Below are 11,740 nucleotides of genomic sequence, written 5' to 3'. Positions count from 1 at the left end.
CCAATATGAAATCCTTCCTCTCCCATATAAAGCAGCACTTCGGCCACGGCTCCTACGAGGGCGACGAGTACGGCGGCGCGGCCGGGCACGACGGCTCCGGCCTGCCCACCAACCTGCCCGGCAACTTCATGTTTGCCACGGGCATCGAATGCTCGTACCCTACTATTGCCAATGGTACCATCCGGCGCGACTTGCTGGCTGAAACCGACCACTACAACCGCTACCAGGAAGACCTCGCGCTGGTGCGGGAGCTGGGCCTGAAGGTGCTGCGCTACAACCTGCCGTACTACCTCATTCATAAGGCTCCCGGCCAATTCGACTGGGAGTTTGCCGATAAGGCCATGGCCGAAATCAAGCGCCTGGGTATCACGCCCATTCTGGATCTGATGCACTTTGGCGTGCCCGATTGGGTGGGTAATTTCCAGAACCCCGAGCTGCCGGTGCATTTTGCCGAGTACTGTGGGGCCGTAGCCCGGCGCTACCCCTGGGTGCGGTTCTATACGCCGGTCAACGAAATTTACGTGACGGCCCGGGCCTCCGCCAAGGATGGTATCTGGAACGAGCAATTAAAGGATGACCGCGCCTTCATCACGGCCATGAAGCACATTACGGCGGCCAGCATCATGGGCAACCAGCAGATAGCCAAGCACCGGCCCGACTGCGTGATTGTGCAGAGTGAATCGGCGGAGTACATCCACGAGATGCGCGCCGTGCAAAGCCCCGAAATCCGGCTGCAAAACAAGCTGCGGTTTCTTTCCCTCGACCTGCTCTACGCCCACACTATCGACTCGGAAGTGCTGCTGTACTGCCTCGACAACGGCCTTACCCGCGACGAGCTGGAGTGGTTTATGGCCGGAGAGCCGCCCGGTTATCAGATCATGGGCAACGACTATTACGGCCGCAACGAACGGATTATCAAGCCCGACGGCAACTGGTGCGCGGCCGAGGACGTGCTGGGCTGGTACACCATGACCAAGCAGTACTACGAACGGTACCGCAAGCCCGTGATGCACACCGAAACCAACACCTTCAACGCCAAAGATGCCGAGTGCTGGCTCTGGAAGCAGTGGGTGAACGTGCAGCGCATCCGCCAGGACGGCGTGCCGGTGGTGGGCTTCACCTGGTACTCCTTGCTCGACCAGCTCGATTGGGACATCAGCCTGGCCGAGAAGCGCCTTTCCGTGAATGCCTGCGGCCTCTACGACCTCGACCGCAAAATCCGGCCGGTGGGAGAGAGCTATAAGATGATGATTCGGGAGTTTGGGCAGATAACCATGGTGCCCCACGGTGAAATGTTTGAGCTAACCGGCCGCCCTGCCACGCTCAAAGTGGAGAAGTAGACCCTAACAGGTAGGATACTACCGGTCGTTTGTAGAAGATTTTGTAGGTTGAGGACCAGTTTCCACGCATCGTTCACCCTAACCTCTCTTCTATGAAAACACGCATATCCGACCGTGGGTCGGTATGGGGCACGGCAGCCCTGCTGGCTGTGCTGGGCGCGTGCAGCCCTAAGGCTACATCCGTTGTGAATACCCCGGCCTCAACGCCCGTGGCAACAGCTACTCCGGCAGCCCCCGCCGCTCCGGCGGCATCATCGTTCCAGATTCCGGTGGAGTACTACACCCTGCCCAACGGCCTGAAGGTGGTACTCTCGCCCGACCACACCGCGCCCACAGCTACCGTGGCGGCCTACTACAACGTGGGCTTCCGCAACGAGCCCCGGGACCGGACGGGCTACGCCCACTTGTTTGAGCACCTTATGTTCCAGGGCTCCCAGAACCTGGGCAAGATGGAGTTCATCCAGCTGGTGCAGAAAAACGGGGGCACGCTCAACGGCTCTACCCGCTTCGACTTCACCAACTACTTCGAGATAGTGCCCGCCCACAAGCTTGAAACCATGCTCTGGGCCGAAGCCGACCGGATGCGCGGCCTCGCCATCAACCAGGCTAGCCTGACCAACCAGCAGGGTGTGGTGAAAAACGAGGTGCGCGTGAACGTGCTCAACCAGCCCTACGGCGGCTTTCCGTGGCTGGACATGCCCCAGTACGCCAACAAAAACTGGAACAACGCCCACAACTTCTACGGCGACCTGAAAGACCTGGACGCGGCTACCCTGCCCGACGCGCAGGCCTTCTTCAAAACCTACTACGCGCCCAACAACGCGGCCCTGGCCATTACGGGCGACTTTGAGCCCGCTGAGGCCAAAGCCTGGATAGAGAAGTACTTCGCCAACATTCCGGCCGCTACCCAGCCGCCCAAGCCCGACATCACGGAGCCCCGCCAGGAAAAGGAGCAGCGCTTCACCAAGGACGACAAGCTGGCCACCAAGCCGGCCCTGGCCTTTGCCTACCACATGCCCGACCGGAACACGCCGGAGTACTATGCCCTCATCCTGCTCGACCAGATTATGCTGCAGGGCAAAGACTCGCGCCTCTACCAGGCCATGGTGCAGAAGCGCGGCCTCACCGACAACGTGAGCGGGGGTATCAACTACCTCGGCAACGCCTTCAACTACTCCGGCCCTATGCTGTGGATGGGCGACTTGGTGTATGACAACACGGTGAAATCCGACTCGGTGGTAAGTGTGCTCGATCAGGAAATCAGCCGCCTGGCTAAGGATGGCATCGACCAGAACACGTTGGACCTAGCGGTGGTGAAGCTGCGCTCCAACCTCTACGACCAGCTTTCCGGCTTTGGCCGGGCCGATATGCTGGCCTCGTTTGCCTTGTTTGACAACAACCCCGCCCGCATCAACGAGCTGGAGGCGGAGTTCCGCAAAGTTACGCCCGCCGTGATGCAGCGCGCCGTGCAGGAGTACTTGCGGCCCACCAACCGCACCTTGCTCATCGTCAACCCACTGGCCAAAAGCTAACCTAACCACGCCATGAAAATCCTAGTAAACGGGCTGCTCTGCGTGGCCCTGGCTTCGGCCGCCGCCCCGGCCGCCCTGGCCCAGACGAAAGTCAAGGTAAAAACCAAAACCACCGGTGCGGCGCCCGCCAAACCGGCTGTAGCCGCAACTCCCGCGGCTGCGCCTGCACCCAGCACGCCCCGCGAAACCCCGCCCGCTGGCGGCACCCCGCGCGACTTCAAGCTGCCAGCCAAGGAAGAATTTACGCTTTCCAACGGCCTGAAGGCCAAACTGGTGCCCTACGGGCAGGTGCCCAAAGTCACGATGATGGTGGCCATTCAGGCCGGCAACGTGCACGAGGAAGCCGGCCAGGTAGGCGTAGCCGATTTGCTGGGCAAGCTGTTGAGCGAAGGCACTGCCACGCTCTCGGCCCAGCAGCTGGCCGACAAGGTAGCCCGCATGGGCGGCGACCTGAGCGTGTCGGTGGGCATGGACCAGACCCAGATCTATGCTTCCTGCCTGAGCGAGTTTGCCCCCGAGCTGTCGGCGGTGCTGGCCGATGTGGTGCTGCACCCCACGCTGCCGGAAAGCGAGTTTGCCCGCGTGAAAGCCGACTTCAAGCGTCAGATGGCCTTGGCCCGTGCCCAGCCCGGCACCCAGGCCCGCCAGAAGTTCACGGCTGCGCTCTACGGCACGCACCCCTACGGCCGGCCCATTCCCTCCGACGCCGAAATTGATGCCCTCACGCTGGCCCAGGTGAAGAACTTCTACCAGACGCAGTTTGGTGCCCAGCGCACGGCCGTGTTCGTGGCTGGCAAGTTCGACAATGCCGCCGTGCGTGAGGCCATTACCAAGGCCTGGGTAAGCATGCCCAAGGGCCCGGCCCCGCACATTGAAATTGCCAAATCCCAGACCCGCCCCGACATCACCACCCTCGACCGGCCCAACGCCCCACAGTCGACCATCATCATTGGCCTGCCTACCGTGGACCCCTCGCACCCCGACTTTATTCGGACGCGAGTGATGAACTCTCTGCTGGGCGGCTCCTTCGGCTCGCGCATCACGCGCAACATTCGGGAAGACAAGGGCTACACCTACTCGCCCTATAGCTACCTCGAAACGCACTACCGCACCGGCAACTGGAGCCAGAACGCCGACGTGACCACCCAGGAAACTGGCAACTCGCTCAAGGAAATCGTGTATGAGATTGAGCGCCTGCAGAAAACCCCACCCACGGCTGAGGAGCTGAAAGGCATCCAGAACTACGAGTCGGGTATGTTTGTGCTGCGCAACTCCACGCCCGGCGGCATCATCGGCCAGCTCAACACCCTGGAGCTGCATGGCTTGCCCGATTCTTACCTCACCGAGCAGGTAAAGAACATCAACGCCGTGACGCCCCAGCAAGTGAGCGAAACTGCCCGCAAGTACGTGCGCCCCGAGGCCATGACCATTGTGGTAGTCGGCGACAAGAAAATCATCGACCCCCAGATCAAGAAGTTCCAGGCCTCGCGCAAGAAGGCCCTGTAGCGTATAGCTGATTTGTTGATGAAAAGCCACCCGGTACACGCCGGGTGGCTTTTTTGTGTCATCAAGTTGCCGGAGCAACGCGTAACCTTGGCAGATCATGCAACGCTCTGCCGTTGCGTATGCTCTTATAGTCGGATGCTGCTGTTAGCGCATCTTTCCGTCCTTTCTACCAACTCAAACTTACCTGCCCGATGTACACCTTTTGGCGCACCGCCGCGTTCGGCCTGCTTCTCACGCTCACTGCCAACTGCCAGAAAACCGACCTCGCCCCAGCCGTAGTGGTCGATGAAGACCCCGCCGCCCTGCGTACGCAGTGGGTGTGGGTAGCCGACGAAGGCGGACTAAGCGGCCAGGGTCAAACACCTGCCCCGGGCTACCAGCTTACCTTGCAGTTCAAAGCCGATGGCACCCTGGTGGAGTACGTAAACGGCCAGGAAACCCGGCGCACTACTTATGCTCGCGCCATCGAAACCACGCTGCTGTACCACGATCAGCGCGACATCATTACCATCAACCCCAGCGCCGCGCGGCCGGATATGCGCTACATCATCGAGAAACTATCGGACGGTGAGCTGGTGCTCCGCGAAGACGTATTTGATGGATTTACGCGCACTTTTCGGGCTCAGCAAGCGGTAAATGCTCTGTAAGTGAAGTTTCAGGCGGCTTAGCAACGGACCTGCCGGTAAGGTAGGAGGCCAAGTAGAGGGCTTCTGCCGTACAAGGCAGCTATGTCGCACGCACTCTCCTTTATCGGCCTGCATTACTGGGCGGGCGCCGGTCATGCCTTTCAGCCGGTTGCTGATGCCCTTGGCTCCGAGTATGCCTTTTTTGCTCCTGACCTTGGAGGCTTTGGCACGGCCCCGGCTCCGCACGCCGGTTACTCCGTGGATGCCTACGCCGACGAGGTAGCTCTATTTATCCGACAGCAGCCTGTGGGGCGCTACGTGCTGGTGGGCCATAGCATGGGTGGGAAAATTGCTCTGGCTTTGGCCGCACAGCGCCCTCCCGGGTTGGCAGGGGTGGTGCTGCTCAGCCCTTCGCCACCCACGCCCGAGCCCATGACCGATGAGGACAGGCAAGCCAGCCTGCGCGCCTGGGGCAAGCCGGCAGCCGCCGAAAACACGCTACGCAAGATTACCGCCCGCCCGTTGCCCCAGGCCTGGCAGCAGCAAATAATAGCCGACAACCTCCGCAGTAGTCAGGAGGCCTGGGAGGCGTGGCTGCTGCGTGGGAGCCGCGAGAATATTGCCGACCGGCTGTGGTCTATCAACGTGCCCTGTACGATTGTGGCGGGTGATGCCGACGCGGTGATGTCGCCGTCGTTGCACGGGTTGGAGACGCTACCCTTGCTGCCAGCGGGTACTCATCTGGAGATTATCAGCGGGGCGGGGCATTTGCTGCCCTACGAAGCTCCCGAGGAAGTAGCCCGGTTGCTGCGCGCGTTTGCGCAGGGCCTGGAATAGCTACTGCCAACGTATGGAATAGCAGCGTGAAAAGCCGACCTTCGTTAGCCACTTTTTGTTTGCTATGAAGTTACGCTCGATTTGCCTACTCCTGTTGTCTCTAGGCATGCTCACGACCTGCCGTACCGCTCGCCTCACCGATATCTATTCAGATCTGCCCACCTACGACGGACCCGACCTGGGGTTGACCTTCGTGCGCGGGCAGGCGAGGCTGCGGGTGTGGGCTCCTACGGCCGAGAAGCTGCAGCTCAAGCTCTACACCGAAGGCACGGGTGGCACGCCAGTAGCCGAGTACGCCATGCAGAAATCGACGGGTGGTACCTGGGTGTATACGCTACCGGCCCAGCCGCCGGGCCGTTTCTACGTAGTGCAGGCCACCATTAAAGGCAAGCAGCTGGCTGAGGTGCCCGACCCCTACGTGCACGCCGTGGGCGTGAATGGGGAGAGAGGCGCCCTGCTCGACCCAGCCATGGTGAGCCCTACGGAGTGGGACGACGACCGGCGCCCCCGCTTGCGGCAGGCTACCGACATTGTGATTGGCGAATTGCACGTGCGCGACCTATCCATGCAGCCGCAGTCGGGAATCCAGCAGAAAGGCAAGTTCTTGGGCTTGGCTGAGTTGGGCACGCGCGGCCCCGGTGGCGTGAAAACCGGCCTCGACCACCTTTCCGAGCTGGGCATCACCCACCTCCACCTGCTGCCCACCAACGACTTCGCCTCCGTGGATGAAAGTCGGCTTCAGGAAAACCGCTACAACTGGGGCTATGACCCGCTGCACTATACCGTGCCCGAAGGCTCTTATTCCTCCGACCCCACCGACCCGGCAGCCCGCATCCTGGAGATGAAGCAGATGGTGCAGAAGCTGCACCGCCGCGGCCTACGGCTGGTGCTGGACGTGGTGTACAACCACACCGCCAATGCGGCCCGCAGCTCCTTTGAGCAGCTGGTGCCCGGCTACTACTACCGCCACAACGCCGATGGTTCCCTTTCCGATGCCGCGGCCTGCGGCAACGAGGTAGCCTCTGAGCGGCCCATGGTGCGCAAACTCATTACAGAGTCGGTGGCGTACTGGGCGCGGGAATACCACGTGGATGGGTTCCGCTTTGACTTGATGGGCATTCTGGATATCCGTACCATGCGGGCTGTGCGCGTGGCCCTCGACCAGATAGACCATTCTATTTTCGTGTACGGCGAAGGGTGGACGGCCGGCGCCAGTCCCTTGCCCGAGGCGGAGCGGGCCCTGAAAGCCAACGTATTGAAGCTGGACCGTATTGCCGCGTTTGGCGACGAGCTGCGTGACGGGGTAAAGGGCCATTTTGCCCGGCAGGCCGAGCCCGGCTTTGCCAGCGGCCAGCCTGGCCTGGAGGAAAGCGTGAAGTTTGGTATTGTGGCGGCTACCCAGCACCCCCAGCTCGACTATACCAAAGTAAACTACTCGAAAGCACCCTGGGCTAATACACCCGCGCAGGCCATCAACTACGTAGCCTGCCACGACGACCGGGTGCTCTGGGACAAGCTCACGGTAGCCAACCCGGGCGCTACCGAGGAGGAGCTTATCCGCATGGACCTGCTCAGCAATACCATTGTGTTCACCTCGCAGGGGGTGCCGTTCCTGCCCATCGGCGACGAGTTCTTGCGCACCAAAGGTGGCTCCCACAATTCCTACAATCTGCCCGACAACGTCAATCAGCTCGATTGGGCGCGCAAAGCGCAATACCCGCGCGTGTTTGAGTTCTACCGTCAGCTGATTGCCCTGCGCCGCGCCCACCCTGCCTTCCGACTGCCTACGCGGGAACTGGTACAGCAGCACCTGGAGTTCTTACCTGATCAGCCGGCTACGACCATTGGCTACCGCCTGCTCAACCACGCCGGCGGCGACGAGTGGGGAACCATTGTAGTGCTCTTCAATGGCAACCGGCAACCAGCTACCTTGACGGTGCCTGGCGGCCGCTACTCCGTGGTATTGGCCGGCGACCAGATAAACCCGCAGGGCATCAGGAAGCTGGAAGGAACCGGAGCCACGCTGAGCGTGGAAGTACCGGCCTCCTCGGCCATGCTGCTGGTGCAGCCCTAACCCACCTCGTGCCGTGCCTGGGAGCTGAACCATAGCAACCGAGCCGGGCGGAGGCCGTTTTATCAGGCAAGCGTTGTCCTGAACCTGTTGCCATGTCTTTTGCCGCTCTGCGCGCTGCTTTCCGTCGCCATTGGCCGCACTACCTGGCTGAAGCCGCGGGCCTGGCGTTTTTTGTGACGTGTGCCGGCCTGCTCACCATGTTGCTGGAACATCCGGCCTCGCCGCTTGCCCCGTGGCTACCGAGCGCGAAACTGGGCCGCCGTGTGCTTATGGGGCTGGGAATGGGCCTGGTCATCACGGCTATTGTGTACAGTCCCTGGGGGAAACGCTCCGGTGCCCACATCAACCCCGCCGTTACGCTGGCGTTCTGGCAACTGGGCAAGCTGCGTACCCCCGATGCCGTGTGGTACGTGCTGGCGCAGGTGCTTGGAGCTAGCACGGCAGCATTCCTGTTGCGCCTGGTGTTTGGCGACTGGTATGCGCACCCTGCCGTGAAGTTCACCGTGACGGAGCCCCGGCCTGGGCCATATGGCACCCTGGTGGCTTTCGTCGCGGAGTTCGGCATATCGTTTCTCCTGATGCTGGTTCTGCTGCTGTTGCTGCACTCGCGTAAGCTTAAGCAGTACACGGGCTGCATACTGGGAGCATTATTAGCCTTGTACATCGTCTTTGAGACGCCTCTCTCGGGCATGAGCCTGAACCCCGCCCGCTCCTTGGGCACCGCCTTAGCGGCCGGGCGCTACCACGGATTGTGGCTTTACTGGGTGGCGCCCCCGCTGGCCATGTGGCTGGCTACGGTGTTGTTCCGGTATTTCTACCACGGCGAAGACCTGGAATGCGCCGTGCTGGCAGGCTGCGGTCCCAGCCCGGCCTCCCCGCATGCTACCGGCGAGGAGCCTCCCCTGTACCCCACGCGGTAATGAAGTTTCTGGTTGCTAGTTGCTGGCTTATAACTAGGAACCAGAAACCAGCAACCAGAAACCAGCAACTTAATCCAACGACCGGTCGCGGAACAACACGTAGCCGATGTGGGCAAATACCCCAAAGCGGTGCTCCCGCTCATCATACGTGATGAACTGCAGGGAAGCCGGCCCCACGGGGGTTTCGTAGGTGAAGCCCGTCATGGCCGTAAGGTAGGGGCGGCTGATGGCTTGTTTGCGGTTGGCCAGCAGCGGGTTACTCGCTGCTCTTTCCCAGGGGCGCACCAGCACGTGCGCGTACACCGAGGTGCGCCACTCGATGGGCCCAAGCAGGGCCTGTACATAGTGCAGGCCAGCGGCGGCGTAGGCCGTGCCCCGGTACCGGTCGAGGAATAAAGTGCGAGAGTCGGGGAGGGGCAGGAAGGCCGGGGAAGCTGTGAGAGAGGAGCGGTAGGTAGCAAACTTTCCCTGGGTAGTAGCCACCAGATCAGTGGTGAACCCCCACGATTTGGTGCGTACCCCCACGCTGTCGACCTTGTTCAGGGAGAAAAACTGCTCAATAAAGGCGCTGGCCCGCACCCATTGGTGGTTTTTCTTCCGGCCCGGAATATCCAAGGCAGTAGTACCGGGGTCGTAGTTTTCTACCGCCGACACTCCCCGAAAGCCAAACTCCACGCGGCGGCCCAGGGTAGCGTACTGTCGCCGGTTCTGGGAGTTGCGCTCGAAGCGCAGCGCCGCCGTGAAGCCGCTCAGGCTGCTTTGGTCGAGGCTGGCATCGGAGCTGAGCTGGTCGGTATTGGCGAACCGGTCGCGGTTGGTAAATGCCCCGCCCGTGATAATATAGCGGCTGCGGTAGTTGGGGCTGATGCCAATCTGGATGTTGGTAACCAGGTCGCGCTGCTGAATCTGGGTGGTTTCGGTGTTGGTACCCAGCAGGCCGCCCGTGTCCTGGTAGTTGAAGTTGTTGAAAGTAATCTGAGGTTGGATGTACAGCGGGAACCGGCCCGGCACGCTGATGCGGAACGCGGCGTGGGCCCCGTTGTAGAAACGCCCCACCGTGGCGTTGGCCTGCACGGTGTAGAGGTAGCGGTTGAGGTAGCGGAAAGAGCCGCCCAGGTAAAAGTTGCTCATGGAGCGCGTGGAAAGGAGCACGCCCAGGTCGGCGGTGAGGTTGTTGGCCTGGCGGGCATCCACGCTCAGCACGTAGCCTTTCTTCTCCTTATCGTACATCACGCGCGGGTATACATTGGAGAAGAAGTCGTTGTCTACCAGTGTGAAATACCCTTCCTCAATATCAGAAGGCGTGTAGCTGCTGCCGGTGCGCCGGAAAAAGCGCCGCACAAACTCCTGCTGCTCGGCCGGCAGGCCCTGCACGTTGATCTGCTTGAAATCGGGACGTGGGGCCTGCTCCTGAAAGGCGCGACGCCGCTGCTGCAGGGCCAGGGTATCTTCCCGGCGCGGAATCCGGCGCAGCATCAGCGCCAGCTTGGCCTCGGCGGCGGTTTCGCCCAGGTTTACCAGCTTCTTCGCGCGGTTAAAGTCGCCTGCGCCATAGCCCTCCAGATCGGGCTGGATGAAAATGCCGTTGCGGCCCACCGACAGCGTATCGGCTACGTTGGAGCCCAGAAAAATGAGGGTGCCGGTCAGCAGTTGGTCGTCCTTGTCCTTGGGATACTGCTTGTAAGCCACGTCGCCCACGTTTACCCCAATCATGATATCGGGCTTGAACTCTTCGTTCATCACGCCCGTGGGAAAGTTGTCAACCACGGCCCCGTCGAAGAGGTAGCGCCCGTCGGTTTGCCGAATGGGGCGGAATGCCAGCGGAAAGGCCATGGAGTTGCGCACGGCATCGGCCAGGGAACCACTACGCTGCACTACCCGCTTGCGCGTGAATACCTCGGAGGCCACTGCCCGGTACGGCACCAGCAGCTGGTCGAAGTTATAGTCGGAAATGGCCCCGGCGGGCGCCAGCATGGTGGCCAGCTGGTAATTCAGCGTGGCGTCGTTGATGAGCCGGGGCGTGATGCGCGTCTTGAATTTGCTGTCGATGGCCAGACCCAGGTGCAGGGCGGCCGGGTCGGCGTCGGTTTCAAAGTAGTTGTAGACCTTGCCCGTGAGCGGGCGGTTGGCCACCCAGTCCTGAAACGCCTGACTCAGCACAATCTTCTCAATTTCCTCGGGCGAGTAGCCTGCCGAGTACATAGCCCCCACAATGGCGCCCATGCTGGTGCCCACAATGTAGTCGATGGGGATGCGGTTTTTCTCCAGCACCTTCAGCACGCCCACGTGGGCCAGGCCTTTGGCGCCGCCGCCACTCAGTACCAGCCCCACTTTCTGGGCCTGGGAAGTAGAAATGCTAAGCAGCAGCAGCAAGCCGCTCAGCCAGGAGTAGAGTTTTCGTTGCATAGACAGGGAAGGAGCAGCCGGGATAAGGTGGCCCGCTTCCTACGCATACCAGAAGGCGAAGTTGTAGCCTACGGAGGAGCTTACCACTTCCGGAAAATAACATACACGGCGGCCACCAGCAACCCAAAGCCCAACACGTGATTCCAGCCCAGTTTATCGGTTTTGAAGACGTACACGGCGCACAGCGTAAACACGGTGAGGGAGATGACTTCCTGAATGACTTTGAGCTGAAATAAGCTGAAAGGGCCGCCATTCTCCTCGAAGCCGATGCGGTTAGCCGGCACCTGAAACACGTACTCGAAAAACGCCAGCCCCCAACTTACCAGCACGATGCCCACAATGCCCAGCTTGCTAAACCACGGGAGCTTCTTGAACTGCAGGTGCCCGTACCAGGCAAACGTCATAAACAGGTTGGATACCGTGAGCAGCGCTAACGTAAGCAAGCTTTTCATAAGGTGACATCGTAAGTTGAATGGTGTACTGGCGCTAACCCCGCCTG

General features: G+C 61.1%; 9 protein-coding genes. 7 read left to right on the top strand and 2 right to left on the bottom strand.

From position 1 onward, the window contains the following. Window positions 1-5 precede the first annotated feature (5 nt). The 7 genes from HER32_RS09020 to HER32_RS08990 all read left to right on the top strand — a co-directional run bounded on the left by HER32_RS09020 (window position 6) and on the right by HER32_RS08990 (window position 8,835). A complete protein-coding gene (locus HER32_RS09020; RefSeq protein WP_168681642.1) occupies window positions 6-1,340 on the top strand; it encodes a family 1 glycosylhydrolase in 1,335 nt (444 codons plus the stop codon). Window positions 1,341-1,432: 92 nt separating this feature from the next. Further along, window positions 1,433-2,872 (top strand): M16 family metallopeptidase, encoded by a 1,440-nt coding sequence (locus tag HER32_RS09015; protein WP_168681641.1) that lies wholly within the window; start codon window positions 1,433-1,435, stop codon window positions 2,870-2,872. 12 nt (window positions 2,873-2,884) lie between these two features. After that, window positions 2,885-4,378: a M16 family metallopeptidase gene (locus HER32_RS09010; protein ID WP_168681640.1), complete on the top strand. Its 1,494-nt coding sequence runs from the start codon at window positions 2,885-2,887 to the stop codon at window positions 4,376-4,378. 191 nt (window positions 4,379-4,569) lie between these two features. Further along, entirely contained in the window at window positions 4,570-5,025 is a 456-nt protein-coding gene (locus HER32_RS09005) for a hypothetical protein (protein ID WP_168681639.1), read from the top strand. An 81-nt stretch (window positions 5,026-5,106) separates the two neighbouring features. Then, window positions 5,107-5,841: an alpha/beta fold hydrolase gene (locus HER32_RS09000; RefSeq protein WP_168681638.1), complete on the top strand. Its 735-nt coding sequence runs from the start codon at window positions 5,107-5,109 to the stop codon at window positions 5,839-5,841. A gap of 64 nt (window positions 5,842-5,905) precedes the next feature. After that, window positions 5,906-7,915, top strand: a complete 2,010-nt coding sequence (pulA, locus tag HER32_RS08995; RefSeq protein ID WP_197748884.1) for a type I pullulanase — start codon at window positions 5,906-5,908, stop codon at window positions 7,913-7,915. Window positions 7,916-8,007: 92 nt separating this feature from the next. Further along, a complete protein-coding gene (locus HER32_RS08990; protein ID WP_168681637.1) occupies window positions 8,008-8,835 on the top strand; it encodes an MIP/aquaporin family protein in 828 nt (275 codons plus the stop codon). A gap of 69 nt (window positions 8,836-8,904) precedes the next feature. On the opposite strand, the gene HER32_RS08985 is transcribed toward HER32_RS08990, so the two are convergent. Further along, complete coding sequence (locus tag HER32_RS08985; RefSeq protein WP_168681636.1) at window positions 8,905-11,241, bottom strand: patatin-like phospholipase family protein; 2,337 nt, start codon at window positions 11,239-11,241, stop codon at window positions 8,905-8,907. An 80-nt stretch (window positions 11,242-11,321) separates the two neighbouring features. Continuing rightward, on the bottom strand, window positions 11,322-11,693 hold the full coding sequence (locus HER32_RS08980) for a DMT family protein (RefSeq protein ID WP_149069636.1): 372 nt from the start codon (window positions 11,691-11,693) through the stop codon (window positions 11,322-11,324). Window positions 11,694-11,740: the final 47 nt, after the last annotated feature.

It is taken from the genome of Hymenobacter sp. BT18 (genome assembly GCF_012273015.1).
GTDB lineage: Bacteria > Bacteroidota > Bacteroidia > Cytophagales > Hymenobacteraceae > Hymenobacter > Hymenobacter lutimineralis.
Note: the sequence above shows the minus strand (reverse complement) of the source record. Positions and strands in the feature narration are given on the sequence as shown.

Bases quoted from the DNA above. Each gene is read 5' to 3' on its own strand.
- HER32_RS08985 (WP_168681636.1), bottom strand. From the start codon at position 11,241: ATGCAACGAAAACTCTACTCCTGGCTGAGCGGCTTGCTGCTGCTGCTT.
- HER32_RS09015 (WP_168681641.1), top strand. From the start codon at position 1,433: ATGAAAACACGCATATCCGACCGTGGGTCGGTATGGGGCACGGCAGCC.
- HER32_RS08980 (WP_149069636.1), bottom strand. From the start codon at position 11,693: ATGAAAAGCTTGCTTACGTTAGCGCTGCTCACGGTATCCAACCTGTTT.
- HER32_RS09020 (WP_168681642.1), top strand. From the start codon at position 6: ATGAAATCCTTCCTCTCCCATATAAAGCAGCACTTCGGCCACGGCTCC.
- HER32_RS09005 (WP_168681639.1), top strand. From the start codon at position 4,570: ATGTACACCTTTTGGCGCACCGCCGCGTTCGGCCTGCTTCTCACGCTC.
- HER32_RS09000 (WP_168681638.1), top strand. From the start codon at position 5,107: ATGTCGCACGCACTCTCCTTTATCGGCCTGCATTACTGGGCGGGCGCC.
- pulA (WP_197748884.1), top strand. From the start codon at position 5,906: ATGAAGTTACGCTCGATTTGCCTACTCCTGTTGTCTCTAGGCATGCTC.
- HER32_RS09010 (WP_168681640.1), top strand. From the start codon at position 2,885: ATGAAAATCCTAGTAAACGGGCTGCTCTGCGTGGCCCTGGCTTCGGCC.
- HER32_RS08990 (WP_168681637.1), top strand. From the start codon at position 8,008: ATGTCTTTTGCCGCTCTGCGCGCTGCTTTCCGTCGCCATTGGCCGCAC.